Raw genomic sequence first — 25,179 nt, forward strand, 5'->3', positions numbered from 1 at the left:
TCTGGATGTCAGTCCCACCAGCACATCAATATCGAAGGACAGGGATATGAAGTACTTCTACAACACGTTTCTACTGCCTACGGGTATCGGTATTGCCGTGTTGTGCTCGATGAATGTCGAGGCGATAACGCGGGAAGACATGCTCAAGCTCAATGCCGCGTACCCTGCGGGTAGCGTTGTTAGCTGTGAGACCCAGCTTGAAGGAAACGGGAAAAATTTGTTGCCGACGCTGCTGAAAACTCGTGCCCACATCAAAGAGAGGACGGGGAACCTGAGCCGTGCCGATGTCAGCGTAACGTTTCTTCCACGGGGTTCATCAACCACCACAATGACCGTGAACTACCGGTCAAGCTCAACCATGGAGGATGACGGTGAATTAGTTGATATTGACCCAGATAGCCTGACTGTCTCATTCAGCCCTGCGAACCCAGCCAGTGATGCCATTGTGGCGAACAAAATGCGCGGTAGCCTCCCCCCTGCGGGAAGTGATCTGAGGCCCTACACGGCGGTAAAAATCACCGACTTTCCCTCCTACATAATCACTCCCCGAGATCAGCCTCCCACCTACTGCCTTAAGGAAAAATAAGCACAGACACACAGATGTCCTCCCCCCTGCACCGACGCAACGGGCGAGTGAAATCGAGCAACTACTCCCGCACAAATGACCCACAGTGCAATATGGGGTGATAAGCTGCGGGACGTTCAGCGGAGGTCATGGCTATCTGCGGTTTAGCTGATCATCGGCAAACTGGCAGGCACTTCGGACAGACAATGGTGCAAGGAGCAAATTGATGAGGGTTATTGAGGCGTACTTACCCGCCTATGAATTCAGCGAAACACATTCCATTGAGGTCGCGACCACTCCAGAAAACGCGATGGCTGCAGTGGCGGTACACCGCCCCGAAGATGTTGCATTTTTCCGATTCGCTATCGCCCTTCGCGAACTCCCTATGCGTCTTATGCGCGGGCATCAGTCACATAGGCTTCCCTCCTTTGGGATGGATAACTTCACTATGCTTGAACGCAAGGGGGATGTGGAGGTGGCTTATGGATTAGCCGGCAAGCTGTGGAAAGCCAATTACGGCCAAGCCGTCATAGCCGATTCTGAAGCGTTCAAGAACTTCAATTCCCATGGCTGCGTGAAGCTCGTTATTGGATTCACCTGTCAGTTGGTGAGACCTGGTATCACGAAAATCACAACTGAAACCCGCGTCCATTGCCTTGATAAGCACGCACTCACTCGCTTCAGATTTTACTGGTGCTTGATCAGGCCGGTCAGCGGGTTAATACGCCAGCGCATGCTCAAGGCCATCGCCCATCAGTGCAAACCAGATTAAGCCCTTGAAGGGCAATGATGAAAGGCGCACGTTTCTGCGGTGCCAAGTTTTCGGCTTGCTATTTGACCTGCTGCTCGGAAAACGCCTGCTCACGAGCTCAGCCCTCCACCGCCTGGCTCGCCCTCATGCGTGATGGTGCTCCACCAGAAAGTCGACAAATGCCCTCACCCGCGCAGGCATCGCCGTGCCGCCGACGAACACCGCGTGAATCGGCTCCTGGTCGCCCGGGTTATAAGCTTCAAGCAGGGGCACCAAATGGCCGCTTTTCAGCTCGTCTGCCACGCTGAACGCCCCAATGCGTGCGACTCCCGCACCGAGCTTGGCCAACTGAGACAGCGCCTCTCCACTGTTGCCCTCGATTGTACCGGCGACTTTCAGCGAGAAATCGCGCCCGTCCATGCGAAAGGGCCAATCGGGAGCGGCCCGGCGGAAGTTGAAACGCAGGCAGTTGTGATTGAGTAAATCGTGCGGCACAAGTGGCGCGCCATGGCGAGCGAGGTAGTCCGGTGAGGCGACGATGACCTGCCCAGTGGTGCCAATGTTGCGAGCGGTCAAGGGGCTGTCGGCCAACAGGCCAAAACGAATCGCAACGTCCGCTTGCCCACCCAGGATATCCACCACTTCATCCCCCAGCAGCAAATCAACCACGATGGCGGGATAACGTGCGCTGAACGCGGCAACCAGCGGCACGATCGACAGCCGCCCATGTGCCAGTGCGGCACTGACCCTCAGTCGCCCACGTGGCGCACCCTGGTCGGTGATCGCATCCTCGACCTCCGCCATATCCGCAAGGATCCGCCGTGCACCGCGCAAGTACGCTTCGCCTTCGGCGGTGAAGGTTATCGCCCGGGTGGTGCGAAGGAGCAGCCGGGTGCCAATTCGCCGCTCGATACGGGTGATGATCCGGCTGATGGACGACGGCGTAAGCCCCAGGACTCGAGCAGCGCCCGACAAGCTGCCCTGCTCCGCGACCATGGCAAACACTTCCATCTCTCCCGACCGCCCGCCTACATCCATTTGTGCACCCTATGCAAAGCTGAAGATCCCTGGCTGGGACTACTGCTTGAAAAGGCTCGATTGTAGCATTTGGCACACAGATAAGGAGTCATCCATGCGCATCAATCCACCGCTCGTAGCACTGTCCGTCGGCGCCTTCGGCATCGGGGTCACAGAATTTGCACCCATGGGCATGTTGCCCGCCATTGCCACTGATCTGGGCGTATCCATTCCAGCCGCGGGGCTGTTAGTGAGTGCCTATGCGATGGGCGTACTGATCGGCGCGCCGATCATGACCCTCGCTACTGCCAGGGTTCCACGCCGTCACCTGCTAATCGGGCTGATGGCCATCTTCACCCTGGGTAATCTGCTCTCGGCGTTGGCCACCCACTACCAGACCTTAATGATCGCCAGGCTGGTGACATCGCTGAACCACGGTGCGTTCTTCGGTATTGGCGCCATCGTGGCCGCGAGTGTCGTCGCGCCGGACAAGCGTGCGGGAGCCGTCGCCGCGATGTTTCTAGGGCTGACCCTGGCGACCATTGGTGGCGTGCCCCTGGCCACCTGGTTTGGCGAACACTTTGGTTGGCGTACCGCCTTCTGGGGCATCAGCGGGCTGGGCGCGATCGTGATGGCGGCGTTGTGGTGGGCGCTGCCGAAGACACCGGCCCCTGAAGGCGGAAACCTGATGGCCGAGATTCGCGTACTGGGCCGCGGGCCGGTACTGGCGGCGCTCGCGCTGACCGTCGTGGGGTCGAGTGCCATGTTCACGGTATTTACCTACATCGCGCCGATTCTTCGGGATGTCACTCATGCGTCGACCAACTTCGTCACTGGGATGCTCGTGCTGTTCGGGATCGGCTTGACCCTTGGCAACGTCTGGGGCGGCAGGTCTGCAGACCGCTCGGTGGACCGCACGTTAATCACCTCGCTTGTGGTGCTGATTGCCGTGCTGCTGGCCTTCTCTGTCCTCATGCAATGGCCGCTTCCCGCCGCCCTGTCGATTCTACTGTGGGGCTTCGCCAGCTTTGCGTTGGTGCCACCGTTGCAGATGCGTGTGATGGACGCCGCTAAAGACGCACCTAACCTGGCCTCTGCGATGAACATAGGCGCGTTCAATTTCGGTAATGCCATTGGCGCGGCGCTCGGTGGCGCCGTCATCAACGCAGGGCTGGGCTACCCGGCCATTGCGCTGACAGGCGCCATCATGGCCGGCCTGGGTTTGCTGATGGTGCTGGGTCTGAGCTGGCGCTCGCGACGTGTGCTTTCGCGATCCGGCGGGGAAGCGGCGCAAGCATGAGGACCTCATGACGCGCGGGTTCAACAGCGCGTCAGGTGCGGGAAACCAACAGCTTTATCCCGGCAGCCCCAAACACTGTGGCCAAGGTGCCTTCGATATATCGGCGCCCCTTGCCATAGGCTCTGATCATCGGTTCGGTGGAAAAGACGATTGCATAGCCACAGAAGATACTGACACTCAACACCGCGCATCCAGCCAGGATAATTGCGACCGTGGTGGGCGTGGCCCCCGGGCCCAGCCCGAGCGTCATGGTCGCCACCCAACCCAGCAGCGCCTTGGGGTTTGTCAGATGCATGAGCAAGCCGCGCTGGTAGAGACTAAAGCCGCAAACACCCGCCGTAGCCACTACCGCGCGCTTCAAATGTTCATCGCCGGTCAGCGCGGACCGACCCGCCTTGATCGCCAGGAATAGCAAGTAGAGCCCCCCGACCACCTTCAAGACACTCAGCGCTTGCCCGTACTGTGCCAGGATGGCCGAGACACCTGTAGCCGCCATCGCCCCCCAAAAAAACGAACCACTGATAACGCCTGCCGCCAGCAACAGTGCCGCTTGCCTGCCCTGGTGCATGGCGACGCCCATGATGCGCATATTGCTAGGGCCAGGGCTCGCCGCTCCCACGATATAGGCGGTGAATACGAGCAACAGGTGGTGCCAATCAAACGACATTTGAAGCCCCCAGCAAAGAAGACGCCTTGGTGTGACGGGACTGTAGCACTGAGCGAGCACCCGCAAAAAGCCCGACACCAGGGCCGAGCTTTTTGAGCAACGCGCCCCGCCAATACCGATCAGTCGACCAGCGCGCGCTGAGGCGTCAACGCCCAAGGCGCGATCAAGCGCTGCGGGGTCTGGCAGGTTTTGCGTTTGTACACGAAATGACGGCACTTCTCGGCGAACTGTTGGCGGTTGTGCACCATGTCCAACTGCATCTGCGCCAGCTCTTTCTTACGGCAGCCGTCTACCTGTTCAAGGTCCATATTGGTTTTGCGCGCACGCAGCAAAGCGTATTGTTCATCGGTCAACGCGCTCTTGGCGGCCTGCAGCAGCCAGGGGCCGAACGCACTTGGGCAGCGTGGGCCGATGTCCTGGATCATTCCCCATTGCCGGGCCTGGACCGTGCTGATCGGCAAGCACTCTTCGGTAAGCGTGTGTGCGACTTCACTGCCGACTGCGCGAGGCAGGCTGTAGGTCCAATATTCGGAGCCATACAAGCCCATGGTTTTGTAATGCGGGTTCAGTACCACGCCCGCCCGGGCAAAGACGATGTCGGCCGCCAGCGCCAGCATCACGCCGCCGGCGCCCGCGCTGCCTGTCAGGCCGCTGACCACCAGTTGCCGGGCCGTCAGCAGTTCCTCACAGACATCGTCAATGGCCTGAATATTCGCCCAGGCTTCCAGCCCCGGTTCGGGTGCAGCCTGAATCACATTGAGGTGCACGCCGTTGGAGAAACTCCCGCGCCCGCCCTTGATCAATAGCACCTGGGTGTCCCTAGCCTTGGCCCAGCGCAGCGCGGCGACCAGCCGCTGGCATTGCTCGGTGCTCATGGCGCCGTTGTAGAACTCGAAGGTCAGTTCACCCACGTGACCGGACTCTCGATAACGAATCGGTTGATAGGCCAGCTCATTGAACGCTTGGTTGGCAATCGAGCCGTCCAGCACGGGGACGTCAGCCAGGCGCCCGGCCAATACATGACGGGCCGGCAGCTTGAAGGTCTCCTCGCCGGGCTGGGCCTTGCGCTTGAGCGAGCCGACCCACACGCTCTGATCGCCGGCCGCGACCAGTACGGCATCGTCCTGCACCGCGAGAATGTCTCCGGGTAAGCCGTGGCGGGAGTCCAGATGTGCGTCGTACAGGTAGTACTGCTCACCCTTGATGCTCGCCAACACGCCAGGCTGACCGTCCGCCGCGTCGATGCTGCGTTTGATGAAGCGTGCGCAATCGTGCCAACTGAAAGTGCGGTCAATCTGCTTCATGTTCGGCTGCAAACGCCCGATGACGTGGGGTTGCGCATAATCGAGCGGCGTGGGGACGAAACCGCTGGCGAACTTTTCCACCACATCACGGATGCAATAAATCGCTGCATCACTCACCGCACCGTTGTACAACTCGGACTTACGCACCTCGGGTGGCATATCGAATTCAAAGGTCGACCAGATCGGCCCGGCGTCCATTTCCTCGACCGCCTGCAGAGCCGTGACGCCCCAACGGCTGACCTGCCGGGTGATGGCCCAGTCCAGTGCACTGGCACCCCGGTCGCCGACGATCCCCGGATGAATGATCACCACCGGGCGATCCGGGTTGCTCCAGAGCGGGTGTGGCACTCGGTCCTTGAGAAACGGGCAAATCACCAGATCGGCTGCCGATTCCTCGATCTGCCGACACACCGCAGCGTCATCCGTGAACAGCACTACGCTGGGTTCGTAACCCGACTGGCGCAAATCCAGCCAAGCCCGTTGGGTCAAACCGTTAAACGCCGATGACAACAATAGGATCTTCAATGACCGCATGGCTGACTCTTCCTTGAGAATGCGCGGCCGAAGGCGCTCATTGAGCCTTCCCTGGCCTTTGATGGAGCCCCAAGGGTAGAGGGGGTGCCAGGGAGGCCACCTGACCGAGATCAATATCAAGGCAGCCAACTGTTTATTCGTTCCGGATAGTCTCCTTAGGTCACCAGGCATTGAAACAGCGCACGCTGCTGGCAGAAAACACACGGTCTCACACCGTTTTCACATTGATCTCACAAAGCCACTACCGTAACCCGCTTAGCCTGAGCGACGAAGCCCCATTCATATCAGTGCGGGTCGGTTGCAGAACGTTACCCCAGGGTCTGATGAGGCTTTCGAATCACAATAACCAACCAGGAGCCATCTATGTCCGTCAATGCAGTAGGCGCGTTGAACCCCGTGATCATCAACCGGCAGAGCCCGGCCCAAACCCCACCCGCAGCGACGGCAAAAGGAGATCAAGCCACCAACGCAACCGCCTCCACGCCTGCACCCTCCTCTCCCTCAACCTCGGCCACCCCCTCAGCCGCCAGCGCGGTAGCTGCGGCATTGAAAGAGGCAACTGAAACTGCCGCGCAAACCGCTCAAGAAGCGGGCCATGGCGATCGTCAGGCCCAACGGTTAGTCCAGCAGCATCAACATCATTCCACCGTTGCACCCACTGCCGCCGTGGTCAATGGCAGCGGGCAAATCACCGGTGAGCTCATCAACACCAAAGCGTAGTCGCCCGGCTTGCGCTGAAAGCTTACAAGTCCCGTGTCTGGGGGCTTGTAAGTAGGCCCAGAGCAATGAATTCCATCGCAAGAACCAGAGTTTTTTGCGCGTGGACGGCGTCCTAAACTGGCTCGAACGCGACCCATCGCCTGATTGAATGAGCCAGCCATGAACAGCTTCGCCACCGCCATCGAAGACCTCGATTGGCCAAACATCCGCCTGCAACTCGACCAGGAAGGTTTTGCCGTGCTTGCGGGTTTTATCGACCCCTTTGAGCCACTGAAACACGGTTGGAATGACACACTCAGCCGCCTTAAAGAGGGCTTTTATCCGCGCTTGGCACAGGTGTCGAACCAGTGGAACGAGAGCCTTCAACTGGCCTACCGGTACCCTCGGCAACTCGCCGACTTTCAAGTGCAATGCTTGGCCGCAGGACAGCAGCAAGAGCTTTCCCGGCTGACGTGCTTACGTGAGGAGCAATACCTCGCGCTGACACAGGATGCCGAAGGTCAATACGTTTTTCCGTTTCAGTTGCAGGCCGTGCTGTCCTCGCCAGGGCGAGACTTCACCGGCGGAGAATTCGTCCTCACCGAGCAACGCCCCAGGATGCAATCGCGCCCGATGGTGGTGCCATTGCGTCCTGGTGATATCGCCATCACCGCCACCGCTCACCGCCCTTTCAAAGGCAGCAAAGGCTATTACCGGGTCAACATAAAGCGTGCCATCAGCCGAGTCAGGAGCGGTGAGCGACTGGGGTTTTCGTTGAGTTTTCACTACGGTCCGCAGGCACACCATGACTGAACAGCGTAGGTGGCGGCTGATCGGCAGCGATGGAGCCGTCTATCCCAGCACCCAGCCTGGAACACTGGGAGGGCATCGTCGCGGCAAACGCTATGGAAAGCTCGATTGCCGCGCTGCGCTGCAGGCGATCGCACGCGGCGGCTATGTGCAGGAGCGTGTATTTTTCCGCGACGAAACCAGCGCTGTGGCGGCTGGGTATCGCCCCTGCGCAGTCTGTATGCCCAACGAATATCGCCGATGGGCACTTCAGGAGGCACAATGAACACCCACCTTGAGCACCTTGACTGGCCCGTGATCGAAGCCGCGTTGATGAACGATGGCTTTGCCCTGCTCCCGCCCTTACTGAACCGGCAAACGTGCCAGCAGCTGGCCGCGCTTTACCCGGATGGCACTCATTTTCGCAGTCGCATCATCATGGAGCGCTACGCGTTCGGCCGGGGCGAATATCAATACTTTCGCTATCCGTTGCCGGAACTCGTCGAAGACCTTCGCACGCGCTTGTACGGGCACCTTGCCCCGGTTGCAAATCGCTGGCATGCGGCGTTGAAGCTGAGCCAACGATTCCCCGCCACCCATGGCGAATACAAAGCACTCTGTCACCAGGCGGGCCAATGTCGCCCCACGCCGCTGATGCTGCGCTACCGGAAAGATGACTACACCTGCCTGCATCAGGACCTGTACGGCGAACAGGTGTTTCCGTTCCAGGTCGTGATCCTTCTAGACCAACCAGGCAGGGACTTCGAAGGTGGCGAGTTCGTGCTCACCCACACTGGCTCCAACACACCGGGTCGGGCTGAAGTCGTCCCCCTGGGGCAAGGCCAGGCGTTGATTTTTGCCGTCAACAGCCGACCTGCACGCTCCGCTCGCGGCTTCTGCCGGGTGAGTGTGCGCCACGGGGTAAGCCGCCTTCACCATGGTGAACGCAGAACGCTTGGCATCATTTTTCACGACGCCAAATGAGTGCCAACACCGGGAGGCTGAACACTGAAAACGGGCGACTCATCGATGAGTCGCCCGTTTGATTATTTGGCGCTCAGTGCCTGCAAAAACTGGGTATGTTGCAGAGGCTGCGAGAACATCGGCAGGGTGAAATTTTCGGCGGCGTGTTGTTGTTCATCGGTGAATGTCGCGGTGCAATCGGTCAACGTGACCACCTCATAACCCTTTTCATAACCCGAGCGTACGGTGCCTTCGACGCAGCAATTGGTCAGGAACCCGGCGACCACCAGGTTCTGGATACCGTTGTTACGCAACACCAGGTCCAGGCCGGTGGTGGCAAAAGCATCCAGCCCACGCTTGCCCTCGACCACGATGTCTGCGGGGTCACGGGGCAGCGCGTCGGTGATCTCGGCGCCCCAACTGCCGGCGCGGAAGGCGCCGGCGTCTACAACACCTTTGAGAATCCCGTAGGACCGGGTCGTCAGTTCGGGGTAGCCGGCGGCAAACTGGATGGGCAGGTGGATGATCTTGACCCCGAGTTTTCGCGCCTGCTCAACGGTGGTTGCCGTGTTCGCCAGCATATCGGACTTGTGCATGACGTCTTTGACGGCGTCATGGAAAACCCCACCCGGAGTGGTGAAGTCGTTCTGGAATTCAATCAAGACCAACGCGGTTTTAGTCGGGTTCATGTTTTGACGCTCCGAAAGTGTGAGGGGGCTGACGAGTCATGGTAAACACGATTGCAAATTACCCTCTATCATGGCCCTTGTATTCTTGAATAAACATCACTGTCTTGCGGGCCGTTGCGCTACGATTTCGCTCCCTATTTGTGAAAGGTTTTGCCGATGCCACTGGCGATCAAAGGGCACCATCAACGTCAGCATCGTTATCTGATAACGCTATTGTGCGCGCTGCTGCCCATTCTGCTGGGCGTCGCGATTCTGTATGTGCAGGCTGAAATTTCCCTTGGGCAAAGCACCGCGCAAACAACAAAAGAGGCGGTGCGGGAGCTCGACCTCATGCTGGACAACGCCTCCATCGTGGCAAAACACGTCCTGCCGCTGGCAGGCCAAGTGTGTGATGCTTCTACGCAACAGATATTACGTGAAGAAGTCACCCAGCATCCTTTCGTACGCTCGAGCAGCCTGGCGTCGGGCGAGAACATTTATTGTGGCTCTCACTTCGGAAGCAAACGCGTTCAAAGACTCAACCCCGCCGATTACGTCAATGGCCAACTATGGCTACGGGGCAGTAAGCCCAAATCGGCTGACAGTTCATTACTGATCTATAGGCTCAATAGCGGCGATCATAGTGCGTTGACCACCGTTAACAGCTACCACTTGACCAACGCCTTGCGCCTGATAAGCCGCGAGGTGGATTTGATATTGCAGGTCGGGCCTAATTGGCTGTCGTCAGCCGGCTATATTCAAGCCGCCGCCGTACCTGTGTTCGCCGTTGCCTCAAACAGCCTGGCGTCCACCCGCTACCCCTATAGCGTCAAGGCCGGCATGCCCGAGGGTGAAGTGTGGCGCTACATGAAAGAGCAGTACCCTGCGTTGTTCTGCCTGTTGGTGTTCCTGGGCATATTAGCGGGAGGCGTCGGGTACTGGTTTCAAAAACTTTCGTCGGCCCCTTCCCACGAGTTGCAGCGAGCCCTCGACGCGAACGAGTTCATTCCCTACTTCCAACCCGTGGTACGCGGTAAAACCCTTGAGTGGGCTGGCGCAGAGGTGCTGATGCGCTGGCAGCACCCCACAGAGGGCCTGGTGCGCCCGGACCTGTTCATTCCGCTGGCAGAACACTGCGGACTGATCGTACCAATGACACGCGCCCTGCTGCACCAAACCGCCTTGCTACTGGCGCCTAACCAAACGTTGCTGCCCGTTGGCTTTCACATCACCGTCAACATCACCGCCCATCATTGCCAAGACATCAACCTCGTGCAGGACTGCCGCGAGTTCCTCTGCGCCTTCTCTCCCGGGCAGATAACGCTGGTATTGGAATTAACCGAGCGTGAATTGATCACGCCGTCCGACGTCACCCACCGCATCTTCCAGGAGCTGCATGAACTGGGCGTGATGATTGCTATCGATGATTTCGGTACCGGCCACTCCAGCCTGAGTTACTTGCGCGACTTCAACGTTGACTACTTGAAGATCGATAAAACGTTTGTCGCTGCCATTGGCGTCGACTCGCTCTCCCGGCACATCCTGGACAGCATCATAGAACTCTCGGAAAAACTCGGGCTGCGTGTCGTTGCAGAAGGCATTGAGACGCCGGCACAGCGCGACTACCTTGTCGCGCAAGGCGTGGATTTTCTTCAGGGGTATCTATTTGGGCGCCCCACAAACGCAGAGACGTTTATCAGCGACCTGCGTGAGCGCTGATTAAAGCATCGGTGAGTGGCTGACCACCCGCAGCGCCAACCCTTCATACGCATCCAGCGTGATGGTGAACTCGCCCTCGGCAGTGAGATCCCCCTCAACCCGCTCGTTGATGATGTCCACGACCGGCCCCGGCGCAATATTGGGCAGGTGCAGGACCTCGGTAATCGGCGTAGCCCCGAAATTGAGCGCGGTGATTTGCGTGCCCTTACCTGCCGGCAACTCATGAACCATGATCAGCAACCCAGGGTGTTCGACGTCCGGCACCAGAATCTGGCGGCTGGCGGCGATGTCATAAGCACGACGCACCGCAAGGATCTTTTGCAGTTGCGACGCGAACGAATCCGGGTCCTGCAATTGACTGCTCAAGCTGCCATACAACGTCTTCGCGCGCGGCATCTGCCCGGCTGATTGCTCGGCCTCGGGATTCAGGTCGACCAAGTCGTAGGCGCCACGGTGAATCCAGCGTGTGTCGCCGTCCTGCATCAGGTGCGCGACCGTTTCGGCGGCCAATGGCAAGGCGCCCACCAAGTCCCAGCCGGACAAGGCGAACACCCCTGGCTGCATCGCGTTGTACATCACCAACAGCAAATGGATCTGGCGAATCTGCTGGATATCAACCGGTGTGATCGCGTCCAGGTCACGAATGCCAAGGGCTGCGGTGATGATACTGGTGGTGGTGCAGGACACGCCGTTGGTGACGAACTTGAGGTTATACGGCGCATGCTCACCGGCCAGGCGCTCGTACATCTGCTCGCGGATATGCTCACGCAAAATATTGCCGGGGAAGGTCTGGCCTTGGTAGAGGTAATTGTCATGAGCATGCAAGGTCCAGAAATGCACCAGTTCAAGAGTCAGCTCATCGTGGTTCTGCAGCGCATGGATCAGCGAGCCGGGGTCGATGCCCTGGCTGTGCATCTCGCGCAGCATCAAGCGTAAAAACTCGGTATCGCCCATCAGCAACGCATGCTGATAAGCCGGCCGGGTGATGAAGTCATAGGAAAGATCAGCACCACCATGGGACATGGCGGCGATGTCATCGACGGTGAGGTTCAACTCCTGAAAGCTGAACCCTCCGGCCTTGCGAATCGCCCCACCGAGCAGTTGGTTACCCGTGATCGACAGCGGATGGCTTTCCGACCAGGCGCCGCCCTCCGGTTTGCGCTCCACCCCGAGAAAACCGTTGGCGTCCAGGCGCAGGATTTTCGCCCCCATCACATCGATAGCGTGCAGTGCATCGCCGATGATCATCTGCTGCGCGGCAAACGAGGGATCGAGCCAATTGAGCGACGGTTGCCCTTCCTTGAAGTAATGCAGGTACACCCAACGCCGAGGCTTGCCATCAACGCCCACGACCACCGGCGTCGCACTCCAGTCAGTCTCCTTGACGCCGGGTTCGAAGAAAATCACCCGCTGCAATTGGCCGACGATGTAATGCTTGTCGCGCAGCGTATCCACCTGCAGCGGGCTGAGGTTCTGCGCATCACGCCCCTCGGCGACATCCGGCAGCATCGGCCAGTCTTCCTCGCGGATTTCCACCATGTGGTAAAGGCCGGGGTAGTCTTCATAAGCCATTTCAGCCAGGCGAAAATCCGCGCCCTTGCCGGTGTGCGATGGGATGACATCGTCGATGATCACCGCATTGTGCGCCGCGGCCATGCGCGTCAACGCCTGCAACTGCGCCTCGGTCCCCAGTTGCGGGTCGATGTCGAAGCTGATGCGGTCGAAATTGCCATCGATGGTCGGTGTATGTTGAGTGCCGGACAAGCCGCCGGACTTCTTCAACGGCCCGTTGTGAATGCCTTGTATGCCAATCTTCGACAACGCATGCCACAGGGTTTCATCCCCCAGTGCCTCCAGCACCGTGCCGTGTTCGCGCGTGATAATCGACGCCGGATACGCGGTAAACCACACCGACGACAAGGCCGAAGCGTCGCGCGGCCGAGTCTGCGCATACGGCTGCTGCCACATCCGCCCCTGCCCGCAATAGAGCTTGGCCCGCTGGCGCGCCGCGTGCAGCATGGATTGTTGCACCAGCCAGTTCACTGGGTTGTTGTCCGCTGCGGTCATAAGCCCACCCATTACCTATCGTCGTGAAAAGGTTACTCGTAAGCATAGGAGGGGCGACGGGTGCGATTCGTTGCATTGGAATGTGAACGTCTACTCCAGCTGCCGATACTGCCTCGGCGTAAACCCCGTCGACGCCTTGAACTGCCGGGTAAACGCACTGTGGTCGGTGTAACCGCATTGCAAGGCCACGTCGGTGATCGGCATGTCGGTATGCAACAACCGATGTGCATGCTCCAGCCGTACCTTCTGGATCATCTGCCGGGGGGTGAGGTGAAAGACGCGCTTGCAGTAGCGTTCCAGTTGCGCCACTGAAATTCCGGCGATGCGCGTGAGTTCACCCAGGGTCACGCGGCGGTTGAAGTGCGCGCGGATGTGCTCGTCCACCGCCGCCAGGCGTTGATAAGCCGGGTGGGTCTGGCTGGCCGATTGCAGGTCGACGGAGATACCGGCCAGGCCGATGATCGCGCCGTCGTGGTTGTACAGCGGCCATTTGTGGGTGAGGCACCAACCGGGTTCGCGAGTGCCGTAAAGGTGCAGCTCAAGCTGGTCTTGCAGCACGAAACCCTGCTGCAGCACGCGCCGGTCCTGCTCGGTATAGCCCGGCCCCAGTTGGGCGGGGAACACTTCGGCGCTGGTCTTGCCCAGCAGCGGTTGCAGTTGCTTGAGCCCACAGCGTTGCACCAGGGTGCGGTTGGCCAGCACGTAGCGGGCGTCGATGTCCTTGATGAAGATCGCGGCATTGGGGATCACATCCAGCATCGGTAACAGCTGCGCCGCGCCAGCCAAAAGCTGCTCGATACTGTGGGGGCGACTCCCCTGGAAAAGGGCTGCAAACGCGCTCTGCAACATGGTTTCGCTACTCATTTATTCGGCGACGCACAGCAGATTGCGCCATGTCCGAGGCGCTGTCGAGCCCGGCACATTGTGCCGAATTCGTCATTCATCCCACGGAAAAACATCAATCGCCTTCGCCCGGGTGAGTTCAGGATAGCGCCACTGCATGCCTATCCAATAACTCACAAGAAGGCGCCGCTATGTCAGGCCAAGGCAAGTTCAAGAAACAGCTTTCATTGATGGACCTCACCTTTATCGGGTTGGGTGCCATCTTCGGTTCGGGCTGGTTGTTCGCCGCCAGCCACGTGTCTGCAATCGCAGGGCCTGCCGGGATTTTTTCCTGGTTGCTCGGCGGTTTCGCGGTGCTGCTGTTGGGCATTGTCTACTGCGAGCTGGGGGCCGCGCTGCCCCGCGCCGGTGGCGTGGTGCGCTACCCGGTGTATTCCCATGGCCCGTTGCTGGGCTACCTGATGGGCTTTATCACGCTGATTGCGTTTTCCAGCCTGGTCGCGATTGAAGTGGTTGCCTCTCGCCAATACGCCGCCGCGTGGTTTCCCGAGTTGACCAAGGTCGGCTCCAGCGACCCGACCACCCTGGGCTGGTTGGTGCAATTTGCGCTGTTGTGCCTGTTCTTCATCCTCAACTACCGCAGCGTGAAGACCTTCGCCATCGCCAATAACCTGGTGAGCGTGTTCAAGTTCATCGTGCCGCTGCTGGTGATTGGCGTGTTGTTCACCTTCTTCAAGCCGGCCAACTTCCAGGTGCAGGGTTTTGCGCCGTTCGGCCTGTCAGGGATCGAGATGGCTGTTTCGGCCGGTGGGGTGATCTTTGCCTACCTGGGGCTGACCCCGATCATTTCGGTGGCCAGCGAAGTGAAGAACCCGCAGCGCACCATTCCGATTGCGTTGATTCTTTCGGTACTGCTGTCGACAGCGATCTATGTGCTGCTGCAAACCGCCTTCCTCGGTGGCGTGCCCACGGAGATGCTCGCCAACGGCTGGGCCGGGATCAGCAAGGAATTGGCGCTGCCGTATCGCGATATCGCCCTGGCACTGGGCGTAGGCTGGCTGGCCTATCTGGTGGTGGCTGACGCGGTGATTTCTCCCAGCGGCTGCGGCAACATCTACATGAACGCCACCCCGCGCGTGGTGTATGGCTGGGCGCAGACCGGCACGTTCTTCAAGATCTTCACCCGCATCGATGAAAAGTCCGGCATCCCACGCCCGGCGCTGTGGCTGACGTTTGGCCTATCGGTGTTCTGGACCCTGCCGTTCCCGTCCTGGGAAGCCCTGATCAACGTGGTGTCGGCCGCGCTGATCCTCAGTTATGCCGTGGCCCCGGTGACCGTCGCCGCCCTGCGCCGCAACGCACCGGATATGGCGCGACCGTTCCGGGTCAAAGGCCTGGCGGTGCTCGGCCCGCTGTCGTTCATCATCGCGGCGCTGATCGTGTACTGGTCGGGCTGGAGCACCGTGTCCTGGCTGCTCGGCCTGCAAATCCTGATGTTTGTGGTGTACCTGCTGTGCGCTCGCTGGGTGCCGACCGCGCACCTGAACCTCAAGCAACAAGTGCGCTCGTCTGCCTGGCTGATCGGTTTCTACGCCGTGACCATCCTGCTCTCCAAGCTCGGCAGCTTTGGTGGCATTGGCGTGATCAGCCACCCGTTCGACACGGTGGTAGTCGCGATCTGCGCCTTGGGTATCTATTACTGGGGTGCCGCCACCGGTGTGCCTGCCCACCTGGTGCGCCTGGAACACGACGATGACGAAAGTGAAGCCGTCACCGACGCCCACTACAGCGCCCCACTCTCCCCGACCACCCATTGATGGAGCGGTTTATGAAACGGCTGCACGTGATTGACTCTCACACCGGCGGCGAGCCCACGCGCCTGGTGATGAGCGGTTTCCCTGAACTCGCAGGTGCCTCGATTGCCGAGCAGTTGCAGGACCTGCGCACCCACCACGACCCATGGCGCCGCGCCTGCCTGTTGGAGCCACGCGGCAATGATGTGCTGGTCGGCGCGCTGTACTGCGCACCGGTCACGCCCGGTGCGACGTGCGGGGTGATCTTCTTCAACAACGCCGGGTACCTCGGCATGTGCGGCCACGGCACTATCGGCCTGGTTGCCTCGCTGCATCACTTGGGGCGTATCGCGCCAGGGGTTCATACCATCGACACACCGGTGGGCCCTGTGGCGGCCACGCTGCACGACGACGGCGCCGTGACCCTGCGCAACGTGCCCGCCTATCGCTATCGCAAGCAGGTGGCGGTGGACGTGCCAGGGCATGGTGGGGTCTACGGCGACATCGCCTGGGGCGGTAACTGGTTTTTCCTGGTGTCGGACCACGGCCAGGCATTGCAGATGAACAACGTCGACGCCCTCACCGATTACACCTGGGCGATGCTCAAGGCCCTGGAAGCCCAGGGTATTCACGGCGAAGACGGGGCACTGATCGACCATGTCGAGTTGTTCGCCGACGACGCCCACGCCAACAGCCGTAACTTCGTGATGTGCCCCGGCAAAGCCTACGACCGCTCGCCCTGCGGCACTGGCACCAGCGCCAAGCTGGCCTGCCTGGCCGCCGATGGAAAACTGGCCGAGGGTCAAACGTGGGTGCAAGCCAGCATCACCGGCAGCCAGTTCCAAGGCCGTTATGAATGGGACGGCGAACACGTCCGCCCCTTCATTACCGGTCGCGCCTACATGACCGCCGACAGCACGTTGCTGATCGACGAGCAGGACCCTTTTGCCTGGGGCATCTGAGCCCTTCCTGATTTGACTGAACGTTCCAAGGAGTAAGAACAATGAGCGACAACATCTTTACCGGCTGCATGCCCGCCCTGATGACCCCCTGCACCGCCGAGCGCAAGCCGGACTTCGACGGCCTGGTCGCCAAGGGCCGTGAACTGATCGATATCGGCATGAGCGCGGTGGTGTATTGCGGTTCCATGGGCGACTGGCCGCTGCTCACCGAGGCCCAGCGCCAGGAAGGCGTGGCACGCCTGGTCGCCGCTGGGGTACCGACCATCGTCGGCACCGGTGCGGTGAACAGCCGTGAGGCCGTAGCCCACGCCGCCCACGCCGCCAAGGTCGGCGCCGATGGCTTGATGGTGATTCCCCGTGTGCTCTCCCGGGGTGCCTCGGTCACCGCGCAAAAGGCGCACTTTGCGGCGATCCTCAGTGCCGCGCCGAACCTACCGGCTGTGATCTACAACAGCCCGTACTACGGCTTCGCCACCCGCGCTGACCTGTTCTTCGAATTGCGCCGCCAACACCCGAACCTGATCGGCTTCAAGGAATTCGGCGGCGCTGCCGACCTGCGCTATGCGGCAGAAAACATCACCTCCCAGGACGATGATGTGACCCTGATGGTCGGCGTCGATACCCAGGTGGTGCACGGTTTCGTCAACTGCAACGCCACCGGCGCCATCACCGGCATCGGTAACGCACTGCCACGGGAAGTGCTGCAACTGGTGGCGCTGAGTAAAAAAGCCGCCAAAGGCGATGCCAGGGCCCGCCGCCAGGCCCGCGAACTGGAAGCCGCACTGGCCGTGCTGTCGTCCTTCGATGAGGGCTGCGACCTGGTGCTGTACTACAAGCACTTGATGGTGCTCAACGGCGACCAGGGTTACGCCCTGCACTTCAACGACACCGATGCACTCAGCACCGCCCAGCGTTGCTATGCCGAGCAGCAGTACGCGCTGTTCCGCCAGTGGTACGCCAACTGGTCGGCGGAACAAAACGTCGCTTGATAGCCCATGCGCCGCTGTGGTGCTCACAGCGGCCAACCCTCTGTTTCCCAGGATGATCCCATGACTCTGACGGGCAAGATGCTGATCGGTCAGCAATCCCTTTCCGGCCATCGCGACGCGATCCGGGCCATCAACCCCGCCACCGACACACCACTGGAACCGGCCTACGCCGGCGGCGATGGCGAACACGTCGAACGGGCCTGCGCCTTGGCGTGGGCCGCCTTCGACCGTTACCGTGAAACGACCCTGGAGGAGCGCGCCACGTTTCTCGAAGCCATCGCGGACAACCTCGAAGCCTTGGGCGATGAGCTGATTGAACGTGCCATCGCCGAAACCGGCCTGCCGCGCGCACGTATTCAAGGCGAACGCGGCCGCACCTGCGGGCAATTGCGCGCCTTTGCCCGCACCGTGCGCTTGGGTGAATGGCTGGACGTACGGGTGGATACCGCACAACCGCAGCGCCAACCCCTGCCCCGGGCCGATCTGCGCCAGCGCCATATTCCCCTCGGCCCGGTCGCGGTATTTGGTGCCAGCAACTTCCCCTTGGCCTTCTCCGTAGCCGGCGGCGATACCGCGTCGGCACTCGCCGCCGGTTGCCCGGTGATCGTCAAGGCGCACGGCGCCCACCCCGGCACCAGTGAACTGGCAGGCCGCGCCATCGCCCAAGCGGTCAAACACTGTGGCTTGCCGGAAGGCGTCTTTTCGCTGCTGTACGGCTCGGGTCGCGACGTGGGTATCGCCCTGGTCACCGACCCGCGCATCAAGGCCGTGGGCTTTACCGGTTCGCGCACTGGCGGCGTGGCCCTGTGCCAGGCGGCGCAGGCACGCCCGGAATCCATTCCGGTGTACGCGGAAATGAGCTCGATCAACCCGGTCTACCTGTTTCCTGCCGCCCTTGAAGCCCGGGGCGAGGCGTTGGCCGAGGGGTTTGTCGCATCGCTGACCCAAGGCGCCGGCCAGTTCTGTACTAACCCTGGCTTGGTGATTGCCCTGCAAAGCACCGCCCTGGAGCGCTTTATCAAGGTCGTCAGTGATCGACTCCCGCGCTGCCCGGCCCAGACCATGCTCACCCCCGGTATTTTCAGCGCCTATGAAACCGGTGTAGCCGCGCTGGCCAAGCACGCTCGGGTCGCTGCACAGGGCTTGCCGGCGACCGGGCCCAACCAAGGCCAGGCACATCTATTTGTGACCCAGGCCAAGGATTTTTTGGCCAACGAACACGTGCAAGCCGAAGTGTTCGGCGCCGCCTCGCTGGTGGTGGAGTGCACCGATGCCGCGCAGGTGCGCCAAGTGTCCGAACACCTGGAGGGTCAGCTCACGGCGACCCTGCACCTGGATGAAGAGGACCTGCCACAGGCACACGCGCTGCTGCCGGTGCTGGAGCGCAAGGCGGGCCGCCTGCTGGTCAACGGCTGGCCGACCGGGGTGGAAGTCTGTGATGCGATGGTGCATGGCGGCCCCTTCCCTGCCACCTCGGATTCGCGCAGTACGTCGGTCGGGACGGCCGCGATCCTGCGGTTCCTGCGGCCCGTGTGCTACCAGGACTTTCCGGATGCCTTGCTGCCCACCGCGCTCCAACAGGGCAACCCGCTGCTGCTGCGACGCCTGCTCGACGGCCGGAGAGAGGCATAGGCCATGTCCGATCGCAAACCCGTCGATATTGCCGTCGTCGGCGCCGGGATCATTGGCGTCGCCTGTGCCTTGCAGCTGGCGCGCCAAGGTCGCGAGGTGCTGGTGATCGACCCGCAGGAGCCCGGCATGGGGGCCTCCTATGGCAATGCCGGTCACCTGGCCACCGAGCAGGTGTTTCCCATCGCGGACGCCTCGATTCTCAAACGCCTGCCGGCCATGCTGCTGGACCCCATGGGGCCGCTGCGCCTGGATTGGAAATACCTGCCCCGCGCCCTGCCCTGGTTTATCCGGCTGCTGCTGAACCTGCGGCCGGCAAGCTACCAGCAGACCGTGGCCGGCCTTCGTGCGCTGAATGAAGGCAGCCTGGGTGCGTGGCAACGGTTACTGCAGTCGATCGACCAAGCGCAGCTATTGCGCGAGGACGGCTCGTTGCTGGTGTTTGAACGCGCTGAATCCCGTGCAGCCCTTGATGCCTTGCAACAACGGATGATGCAGCAAGGCGTGCCCGTGGCGTTCTGGCCCGGCGATACCGTGCGCAAGGTCGCACCGCAATTGAGCGACGCGATACAGGGCGGTTTGTTTTTCCCCAGTACCGGGCATTTTCTGGACCCGTACAAGGTGGTCGGCGAGCTGGTAAACGCCGCCAAGGCCCTCGGCGTGCAATTTCTCCGGCAACGTGTACTGGATGGGCGCCTGGAAGATGGCGGCGTTACGCTGATGACCGATCAAGGCAGGTTGACGGCACGCCAGGTGCTGATTGCCTGCGGCGCCCACTCCGCCAAACTCACCGCCGCCCTGACGGGCAAAAAAGTACCGTTGGATACCGAACGCGGTTACCACTTGATGCTGCCCCATGAACAACACCGCCTACCCTTTGCGGTCACCTCGTTCGAGCGCAAATTCATCATGACCCCCATGACCGGTGGCCTGCGCCTGGCCGGTACGGTTGAGTTCGCCGGGCTGGAACGCCCAGCGAATATGCAACGGGCCTGGCAGTTGCACCGTTTGAGCCATGGGCTGTTTCGCCAGGACCTGAGTACCGGCGACGCCACGCCATGGATGGGCTTTCGGCCGTCCTTGCCCGACTCGCTGCCGATCATTGATCGAGTGGGCAATGGCAAGGTGCTGCTGGCGTTTGGTCACCAGCACTTGGGGTTGACGCAGGCGGCGGTGACGGCGCAGAACATAGGGCAACTGGCGGCGGCGCCTGAGGGTTCTGGCTTGCCGCAGTTGTGGCCCTATCGGTTGGAACGTTTCTGAAAAACCCGGCCTGCGGGGGCGAGCCTGCTCGCTCCTGCAGATTTTGCATTACGCCTGACGCGCTTTTTCATGCGCTGCGTTCAAATCAGCTTTTTTCGCCCCCCGCTCAAGGCATTGCTGATGGCCTCAGCCAACAACAGGCCAACCCGAGCAAGCGGCCACGGTAGCGATCCACAAGCGTAATGGTCATTGACACTCCTTGAGAGAACGCCCCAACAGGCGCCATGCTACTTGACCAACCGCTTCTCCTTGGAAGGGCGATATCCAAAATACGCGCTATAGCACTTGCTGAAATGACTCGGTGATACAAACCCGCACGCCACTAACACCTCCACCTGCGACAACTCGGTGTGTTGCAACAACCGCCGCGCTTCGGTGACGCGCAGTTCCATGTAATAGCGTTGCGGCGTGGTGCCCAGTTGCTCCTTGAACAGGCGCTCCAATTGCCGGCGCGAACGGCCGGCGTAGGTCGCGAGCTGGTCGAGTTCCAGGGGTTCTTCGAGGTTGGCGTCCATCAACTTGACCACTTCGCGCAATGGTGCGCTGACGCAGACGTTTTCGGTCGGTTTGACGCGCCGGTAGCGTGATTCTTCGAACGCCAGGATGTCTTCGATACCTTCGACCAATGCCTTGCCGTGCAGGCTCTTGATCCAGTCCAGGGCCATGTGGAAGGCCCCGGATGGGCTGGAGGCGGTGAGGCGGTCGCGGTCGATCACGTAGGGCTCGCTGGTGACCTGGGCGCCCTTGGCCACTTCCGCCAGCGCCGGGCGGTGTTCCGGGTGGATGGCACAGCGGTAGTCCTGCAACAGGCCGGCACGGCCAAGAAACCATGAGCCGTTCCATAACCCCGCGAGGCTGACGCCCGCCTCGGCCGCACTGCGCAACAGCTGGATGAACGCATCGCTGGCCTTGAGCTCGGTGCGAAAACCGCCGCACACCACCAGTAAGTCCAAGCCCTGCAAGGCCGACAAAGTCAGGCTTGCATCGGGGCGGATCACCAGGCCCAGGTCACTGATGACCTCAGCCTCGCCCCAACCGAAAGTACGCGAGGCAAACAGCTCGGGGCGCAGCAGATTGGCGGTGACAAGGGTGTCGAGGGTCTGGGTGAAGGCCGGCAGGGAGAAATGTTCGAGCAGCAGGAAACCGACGCGGGTCGTCGACGTCGGCTGCTGGCTTTCATTGAGATAGCGCAGGTTCTTGCCTTTCATGCCACCGCTGAACTGGCGTCTTTCCATCGAGGGTTGGCCCACTCTTATTGTTGATGCAGTGGGCGCTATCTTAGGGGTAAACGCTGCGACTGTCTCAGCCCGCACTGAAGGCGGACAGCCGCAACGGCGCTGATCTTTATAAAACCGGTACACGTGTAAACCCGTAGCCCAGCTGCTGAAGCGCGATCTGATACGGTTTTTTCTTTGCTATCTGCGCCTGTATCGAAAACCGCCCGAAGCGGACAATGGCCCCATCCCGACATTCCTGTCGTCCCCCTTCCCTTCGGAGGCCCTATGACCAAGATGGCACTTTTCCTGTTCGGCTTTTTGGTGTTGACCATTGGCATCGGCATGCTGGCGACCATCTCGCCGGTCTAGGCTCGGATCAGCCCGCAAAGAACATCGGATACAGCGACAACACCAACAACCCAGCCATGGCCCCATTGAACAGCCTTAACCAGCGCGGCTCGCGCAACACATTGCGCAGCCCGCTGCCGCAGCCGACCCACACGCACACACTGGGCAAGTTGACCACGGCAAACACCAGCGCGATCACCAGCACGTTCGTGACGTAACCCTCGGCCGGCGTATACGTGGTGATCGCCCCCAGCGCCATGATCCACGCCTTGGGGTTGACCCACTGGAAGGCCGCCGCGCCGAGGAAGGTCATGGGCTTGCTCTGCGCATCGTTGCTGTCGGACATGCCGCCGGAGGTGGCAATCTTCCACGCCAGGTACAACAGGTATGCCGCGCCCACATACCGCAACAGTGTGTAGGCCCAAGGGAATACCTTGAACACTTCGCCCAGGCCCAACCCCACCGAAATCACCAGCAGCATGAAGCCGATGCTGATGCCCAACGCATGGGGCATCGAGCGGCGAAACCCGAAGTTCACCCCGGACGCGAGCAACATGGTGTTGTTGGGGCCTGGGGTGATCGACGAGACGAAAGCGAACAACACAAAAGCGGACAGCAAGCTGGTAGACATGAACATGGCGTGGCTTCCAAACGGTGGTGGCGTGCCTGCGACAGTAGTGGGTTATGGCGCCAATCGCCCCGTACAGCTAGCGGCGGATCGAGGCATACACTTCAGGCGTATAGGCCGGGAAACTCAGTCACCGGCTTGTTCGACCAACCAATCAATCAGCACTTGAAGGCGCTTGGGCAGGGTCGGGTAAGCAGGATGGACCAGGTAGTAGCCATAGTTCATGACCTCCTGGAAGCCGCCGAACGGAAGCACGAGGTCACCGGCCTCGATGCGTTGACGCACCAACTGTTCGCGGCCTATCGCCACGCCGGCATGGTGGATCGCCGCCAGGGTGCTCAAATCCGAGCGATCGAACGTCATGAAGCGGCTGGGCAGCGCGGTCGTGCCTCCCGTGGCGTGTTGCCATAAACGCCATTCCGCATCGAAGGCCGTGTTGTCCCAGGCGGCCACATCATGCAGCACCGTGCAGGCTGAAAGGCGCTCCGGGTGCCCCATCAGGCCATGCGCCTGGGCATACTGGGGACTGCACACGGGCGCGATTCGCTCCGGCATCAACCGGATGCTTTCCAGCCCAGGGTGCTCGCCATTGGAGTAACACAGCACCAGGTCGATTCGGCGGGTACGGTAATCCACCGGCTCATTGCCGACCCGGACATCCAGCTGGATCCCGGGGTAGCGCGCGATAAAGTCCGACAGCCTGGGTACCAGCCAGCATTGCGCAACCGATGGCCTGGCGTAGAAGCACAATTGCCCTTCGACCTGGCTATCGGAACGCTCCTGAACCGCCTGGGACAAGGTGTCCATGGTCTGCTGCATGACCTTGAAGATGCGCTCACCGTCGGCCGTCAACTCGACCCGCCGGGGAAGTCGGTTGAACAGCTTGAGCGAGAGTTCTTCCTCCAGGCGCGCGATCCGATGGCTGACGGCACTGGCGGTCAGGCACAGCTCCTGCGCCGCACGGGCAAAGCTCAGGTGCCGGGCGGCGACAAGGAAGGTATGCAGGTTGGACAGATGGGCGCCACTCAGCTTGGGCGCCTTCGTCAGGCCAGATACAGGCATTGCGGTAACCCTCTTCTCGTCAACCGCCGTGTACGCGCCAGGGGCGTTACACCGGGGAATGTTGTAGGGCACGGCCCCTTTGCAGGTACGCCGCGAATTCCGTGGCGGGCACCATGCTCCCACCGGTGCCCCAGATCAAGTGTGTCGCGTTGGCCAGCCGGGTCGCATCGATATCCATGCGCGCCAGGTACGCCGCATCATTGAGTACCCGCACGATTCCGGGAGCCCCGGCCAGGGCGGAAGGCTCCAGTTTGACGCCTTCGAGTTCATGGGCGAGGAACATCAGGCGGTAAAGCGCTTCGTCCGTGACCGTGTAGTAACCGTCGATAAGCCGTTGCATCGCCTTGCCGACAAACCCGGAGGGACGGCCCACCGCAAGCCCATCCGCCGCCGTGACATTGTCGATCCCAAAGTCCTGGACACTGACCTGGTCATGCAGCCCGGTATGCACCCCCAACAGCATGCAGGGTGAATGGGTCGGTTCGGCGAACACGCAGTGCACCGCGTCGCCGAACACGAGCTTCAACCCGAACGCAACGCCGCCCGGGCCTCCACCGACGCCGCAAGGCAGGTACACAAACAGTGGGTGCCCTGCATCGACGCTGATGCCCGCCGTCTCGAACTGCCGCGCCAGGCGCTCGGCCGCGACGGCATAGCCCAGGAACAGATGCGGTGAGTTTTCATCGTCAATGAAATAGCACGCAGGATCGTCTTCAGCTTGGCGGCGCCCCTGCTCGACCGCGACGCTATAGTCGGACGCGTACTCCACCACGGTGACCCCGTTGGCGCGCAGTTTATCTTTCTTCCATTGGCGCGCGTCCGATGACATGTGGACCGTGGCCTGGAACCCCAGCTTGGCACTCATGATGCCGATGGACAGGCCAAGGTTACCGGTGGAGCCGACGGCGATCTTGTGGCGGCCGAAGAACGCCTGCGCAGTGTCGCTCGCCAGCAGTGCGTAGTCATCGTCCAGGGTGATCAGGCCCGCCTGCAGGGCCAGGTCTTCAGCGTGCTTGAGCACTTCATGAATCCCCCCGCGGGCCTTGATTGAACCGGAGATCGGTAGTTCGCTGTCTTTCTTCAACCACAGCGCCCCCACCTGAGGCAGGCCGGCTTCACTCAAGAGCCGGTGCTGGAGGGCCGGCAGCGGTTGAATCCCCGACTCGATGATGCCACCGGTTGCCGCCGTGTCCGCAAACACCTTGGCCAGGTAAGGCGCAAAGCGTTGCAGGCGCTCACTGGCCTGGCGCACGTCCTCCTGGGTCAAGCCAACATCCCCCAAGGCATTGGCCGCCGGGGCAATGCCGGGGTTGAACCAGCTCACTTCCTGCAACGAAACCAGTTGTTCGATCAGCGGATGGCTTTGATACCAAGCCTCCAGGGTTTTGCCTTGAATCATGGG

The 25,179-nt window shown here is 61.0% G+C and carries 23 protein-coding genes; 13 read left to right on the forward strand and 10 right to left on the reverse strand.

Translation table 11 applies throughout. The annotated features are described in order from the left end of the window. The first annotated feature begins 46 nt into the window (after nucleotides 1-46). Nucleotides 47-586: a hypothetical protein gene (locus tag M5B43_RS09145; RefSeq protein ID WP_248749788.1), complete on the forward strand. Its 540-nt coding sequence runs from the start codon at nucleotides 47-49 to the stop codon at nucleotides 584-586. Nucleotides 587-791: 205 nt separating this feature from the next. Then, nucleotides 792-1,337, forward strand: coding sequence for a hypothetical protein (locus M5B43_RS09150; RefSeq protein WP_248749789.1), 546 nt, complete (start codon nucleotides 792-794; stop codon nucleotides 1,335-1,337). 123 nt (nucleotides 1,338-1,460) lie between these two features. On the opposite strand, the gene M5B43_RS09155 is transcribed toward M5B43_RS09150, so the two are convergent. Beyond that, on the reverse strand, nucleotides 1,461-2,354 hold the full coding sequence (locus M5B43_RS09155) for a LysR family transcriptional regulator (protein ID WP_248749790.1): 894 nt from the start codon (nucleotides 2,352-2,354) through the stop codon (nucleotides 1,461-1,463). 94 nt (nucleotides 2,355-2,448) lie between these two features. Here M5B43_RS09155 and M5B43_RS09160 point away from each other — a divergent pair, with 94 nt between their 5' ends. Next, complete coding sequence (locus M5B43_RS09160; protein WP_248749791.1) at nucleotides 2,449-3,633, forward strand: MFS transporter; 1,185 nt, start codon at nucleotides 2,449-2,451, stop codon at nucleotides 3,631-3,633. A gap of 31 nt (nucleotides 3,634-3,664) precedes the next feature. Here M5B43_RS09160 and M5B43_RS09165 read toward each other — a convergent pair whose 3' ends face one another. Both M5B43_RS09165 and M5B43_RS09170 read right to left on the reverse strand, forming a co-directional pair. After that, complete coding sequence (locus M5B43_RS09165) at nucleotides 3,665-4,300, reverse strand: LysE family translocator (RefSeq protein WP_248749792.1); 636 nt, start codon at nucleotides 4,298-4,300, stop codon at nucleotides 3,665-3,667. A 119-nt stretch (nucleotides 4,301-4,419) separates the two neighbouring features. Next, the gene (locus M5B43_RS09170) at nucleotides 4,420-6,138 is read right to left on the reverse strand and encodes a hydrogenase maturation protein (protein WP_248749793.1); all 1,719 of its coding nucleotides are present in this window, start codon (nucleotides 6,136-6,138) and stop codon (nucleotides 4,420-4,422) included. Nucleotides 6,139-6,501: 363 nt separating this feature from the next. Between M5B43_RS09170 and M5B43_RS09175 the strand changes: the two genes are divergently transcribed. The 4 genes from M5B43_RS09175 to M5B43_RS09190 all read left to right on the forward strand — a co-directional run bounded on the left by M5B43_RS09175 (nucleotide 6,502) and on the right by M5B43_RS09190 (nucleotide 8,610). Then, nucleotides 6,502-6,858, forward strand: coding sequence for a hypothetical protein (locus M5B43_RS09175; protein WP_248749794.1), 357 nt, complete (start codon nucleotides 6,502-6,504; stop codon nucleotides 6,856-6,858). Nucleotides 6,859-7,017: 159 nt separating this feature from the next. Further along, nucleotides 7,018-7,650: a 2OG-Fe(II) oxygenase gene (locus M5B43_RS09180; RefSeq protein WP_248749795.1), complete on the forward strand. Its 633-nt coding sequence runs from the start codon at nucleotides 7,018-7,020 to the stop codon at nucleotides 7,648-7,650. Continuing rightward, nucleotides 7,643-7,912: an Ada metal-binding domain-containing protein gene (locus M5B43_RS09185; RefSeq protein WP_248749796.1), complete on the forward strand. Its 270-nt coding sequence runs from the start codon at nucleotides 7,643-7,645 to the stop codon at nucleotides 7,910-7,912. The genes M5B43_RS09180 and M5B43_RS09185 overlap by 8 nt, the downstream gene beginning before the upstream one ends. After that, nucleotides 7,909-8,610, forward strand: coding sequence for a 2OG-Fe(II) oxygenase (locus tag M5B43_RS09190; protein ID WP_248749797.1), 702 nt, complete (start codon nucleotides 7,909-7,911; stop codon nucleotides 8,608-8,610). Before M5B43_RS09185 ends, M5B43_RS09190 begins: the two co-directional genes overlap by 4 nt. Nucleotides 8,611-8,672: 62 nt before the next feature. On the opposite strand, the gene M5B43_RS09195 is transcribed toward M5B43_RS09190, so the two are convergent. Beyond that, a complete protein-coding gene (locus tag M5B43_RS09195; protein ID WP_248749798.1) occupies nucleotides 8,673-9,278 on the reverse strand; it encodes a cysteine hydrolase in 606 nt (201 codons plus the stop codon). A 156-nt stretch (nucleotides 9,279-9,434) separates the two neighbouring features. On the opposite strand from M5B43_RS09195, the gene M5B43_RS09200 reads away from it, so the two are divergent. Then, nucleotides 9,435-10,976, forward strand: a complete 1,542-nt coding sequence (locus tag M5B43_RS09200) for a cyclic diguanylate phosphodiesterase (RefSeq protein ID WP_248749799.1) — start codon at nucleotides 9,435-9,437, stop codon at nucleotides 10,974-10,976. Here M5B43_RS09200 and treS read toward each other — a convergent pair whose 3' ends face one another. Together treS and M5B43_RS09210 are read right to left on the reverse strand one after the other, a co-directional pair. Then, nucleotides 10,977-13,043, reverse strand: coding sequence for a maltose alpha-D-glucosyltransferase (gene treS, locus M5B43_RS09205; protein WP_248749800.1), 2,067 nt, complete (start codon nucleotides 13,041-13,043; stop codon nucleotides 10,977-10,979). It abuts the gene before it with no gap. 90 nt (nucleotides 13,044-13,133) lie between these two features. Next, a complete protein-coding gene (locus M5B43_RS09210; protein WP_248749853.1) occupies nucleotides 13,134-13,892 on the reverse strand; it encodes an AraC family transcriptional regulator in 759 nt (252 codons plus the stop codon). A 185-nt stretch (nucleotides 13,893-14,077) separates the two neighbouring features. Here M5B43_RS09210 and M5B43_RS09215 point away from each other — a divergent pair, with 185 nt between their 5' ends. From M5B43_RS09215 to M5B43_RS09235, 5 genes are read left to right on the forward strand one after another with little or no spacing between them, the layout of a single operon-like run. Then, entirely contained in the window at nucleotides 14,078-15,703 is a 1,626-nt protein-coding gene (locus tag M5B43_RS09215; protein WP_248749801.1) for an APC family permease, read from the forward strand. Between the two features lie 11 nt (nucleotides 15,704-15,714). Next, nucleotides 15,715-16,641, forward strand: coding sequence for a 4-hydroxyproline epimerase (locus tag M5B43_RS09220; RefSeq protein ID WP_248749802.1), 927 nt, complete (start codon nucleotides 15,715-15,717; stop codon nucleotides 16,639-16,641). Nucleotides 16,642-16,682: 41 nt separating this feature from the next. Continuing rightward, nucleotides 16,683-17,630, forward strand: a complete 948-nt coding sequence (locus M5B43_RS09225; protein WP_248749803.1) for a dihydrodipicolinate synthase family protein — start codon at nucleotides 16,683-16,685, stop codon at nucleotides 17,628-17,630. Between the two features lie 60 nt (nucleotides 17,631-17,690). Further along, entirely contained in the window at nucleotides 17,691-19,262 is a 1,572-nt protein-coding gene (locus tag M5B43_RS09230) for an aldehyde dehydrogenase (NADP(+)) (protein WP_248749804.1), read from the forward strand. A 3-nt stretch (nucleotides 19,263-19,265) separates the two neighbouring features. Next, entirely contained in the window at nucleotides 19,266-20,522 is a 1,257-nt protein-coding gene (locus M5B43_RS09235) for an FAD-dependent oxidoreductase (protein ID WP_248749805.1), read from the forward strand. A 227-nt stretch (nucleotides 20,523-20,749) separates the two neighbouring features. On the opposite strand, the gene M5B43_RS09240 is transcribed toward M5B43_RS09235, so the two are convergent. The 4 genes from M5B43_RS09240 to M5B43_RS09255 all read right to left on the reverse strand — a co-directional run bounded on the left by M5B43_RS09240 (nucleotide 20,750) and on the right by M5B43_RS09255 (nucleotide 25,176). After that, nucleotides 20,750-21,730 carry a GlxA family transcriptional regulator gene (locus tag M5B43_RS09240; RefSeq protein WP_248749854.1) on the reverse strand — a complete coding sequence of 327 codons (981 nt, stop codon included), beginning with the start codon at nucleotides 21,728-21,730 and terminating at the stop codon, nucleotides 20,750-20,752. 385 nt (nucleotides 21,731-22,115) lie between these two features. Further along, the gene (locus M5B43_RS09245; RefSeq protein WP_248749806.1) at nucleotides 22,116-22,724 is read right to left on the reverse strand and encodes a LysE family translocator; all 609 of its coding nucleotides are present in this window, start codon (nucleotides 22,722-22,724) and stop codon (nucleotides 22,116-22,118) included. A 117-nt stretch (nucleotides 22,725-22,841) separates the two neighbouring features. Next, nucleotides 22,842-23,777, reverse strand: a complete 936-nt coding sequence (gene dsdC / locus M5B43_RS09250; RefSeq protein WP_248749807.1) for a DNA-binding transcriptional regulator DsdC — start codon at nucleotides 23,775-23,777, stop codon at nucleotides 22,842-22,844. A gap of 46 nt (nucleotides 23,778-23,823) precedes the next feature. Continuing rightward, nucleotides 23,824-25,176, reverse strand: coding sequence for a D-serine ammonia-lyase (locus tag M5B43_RS09255; RefSeq protein WP_248749808.1), 1,353 nt, complete (start codon nucleotides 25,174-25,176; stop codon nucleotides 23,824-23,826). Nucleotides 25,177-25,179 lie beyond the last annotated feature (3 nt).

The sequence above is a fragment of the Pseudomonas sp. MWU15-20650 genome, assembly GCF_023242475.1.
In the GTDB taxonomy this organism is placed as follows: Bacteria; Pseudomonadota; Gammaproteobacteria; order Pseudomonadales; family Pseudomonadaceae; genus Aquipseudomonas.

Bases quoted from the DNA above. Each gene is read 5' to 3' on its own strand.
- M5B43_RS09190 (WP_248749797.1), top strand. From the start codon at position 7,909: ATGAACACCCACCTTGAGCACCTTGACTGGCCCGTGATCGAAGCCGCG.
- M5B43_RS09150 (WP_248749789.1), top strand. From the start codon at position 792: ATGAGGGTTATTGAGGCGTACTTACCCGCCTATGAATTCAGCGAAACA.
- M5B43_RS09230 (WP_248749804.1), top strand. From the start codon at position 17,691: ATGACTCTGACGGGCAAGATGCTGATCGGTCAGCAATCCCTTTCCGGC.
- treS (WP_248749800.1), bottom strand. From the start codon at position 13,043: ATGACCGCAGCGGACAACAACCCAGTGAACTGGCTGGTGCAACAATCC.
- M5B43_RS09180 (WP_248749795.1), top strand. From the start codon at position 7,018: ATGAACAGCTTCGCCACCGCCATCGAAGACCTCGATTGGCCAAACATC.
- M5B43_RS09225 (WP_248749803.1), top strand. From the start codon at position 16,683: ATGAGCGACAACATCTTTACCGGCTGCATGCCCGCCCTGATGACCCCC.
- M5B43_RS09255 (WP_248749808.1), bottom strand. From the start codon at position 25,176: ATGATTCAAGGCAAAACCCTGGAGGCTTGGTATCAAAGCCATCCGCTG.
- M5B43_RS09195 (WP_248749798.1), bottom strand. From the start codon at position 9,278: ATGAACCCGACTAAAACCGCGTTGGTCTTGATTGAATTCCAGAACGAC.
- M5B43_RS09170 (WP_248749793.1), bottom strand. From the start codon at position 6,138: ATGCGGTCATTGAAGATCCTATTGTTGTCATCGGCGTTTAACGGTTTG.
- M5B43_RS09145 (WP_248749788.1), top strand. From the start codon at position 47: ATGAAGTACTTCTACAACACGTTTCTACTGCCTACGGGTATCGGTATT.
- M5B43_RS09245 (WP_248749806.1), bottom strand. From the start codon at position 22,724: ATGTTCATGTCTACCAGCTTGCTGTCCGCTTTTGTGTTGTTCGCTTTC.
- dsdC (WP_248749807.1), bottom strand. From the start codon at position 23,777: ATGCCTGTATCTGGCCTGACGAAGGCGCCCAAGCTGAGTGGCGCCCAT.
- M5B43_RS09175 (WP_248749794.1), top strand. From the start codon at position 6,502: ATGTCCGTCAATGCAGTAGGCGCGTTGAACCCCGTGATCATCAACCGG.
- M5B43_RS09215 (WP_248749801.1), top strand. From the start codon at position 14,078: ATGTCAGGCCAAGGCAAGTTCAAGAAACAGCTTTCATTGATGGACCTC.
- M5B43_RS09220 (WP_248749802.1), top strand. From the start codon at position 15,715: ATGAAACGGCTGCACGTGATTGACTCTCACACCGGCGGCGAGCCCACG.
- M5B43_RS09160 (WP_248749791.1), top strand. From the start codon at position 2,449: ATGCGCATCAATCCACCGCTCGTAGCACTGTCCGTCGGCGCCTTCGGC.
- M5B43_RS09235 (WP_248749805.1), top strand. From the start codon at position 19,266: ATGTCCGATCGCAAACCCGTCGATATTGCCGTCGTCGGCGCCGGGATC.
- M5B43_RS09165 (WP_248749792.1), bottom strand. From the start codon at position 4,300: ATGTCGTTTGATTGGCACCACCTGTTGCTCGTATTCACCGCCTATATC.
- M5B43_RS09240 (WP_248749854.1), bottom strand. From the start codon at position 21,730: ATGAAAGGCAAGAACCTGCGCTATCTCAATGAAAGCCAGCAGCCGACG.
- M5B43_RS09155 (WP_248749790.1), bottom strand. From the start codon at position 2,354: ATGGATGTAGGCGGGCGGTCGGGAGAGATGGAAGTGTTTGCCATGGTC.
- M5B43_RS09185 (WP_248749796.1), top strand. From the start codon at position 7,643: ATGACTGAACAGCGTAGGTGGCGGCTGATCGGCAGCGATGGAGCCGTC.
- M5B43_RS09200 (WP_248749799.1), top strand. From the start codon at position 9,435: ATGCCACTGGCGATCAAAGGGCACCATCAACGTCAGCATCGTTATCTG.
- M5B43_RS09210 (WP_248749853.1), bottom strand. From the start codon at position 13,892: ATGTTGCAGAGCGCGTTTGCAGCCCTTTTCCAGGGGAGTCGCCCCCAC.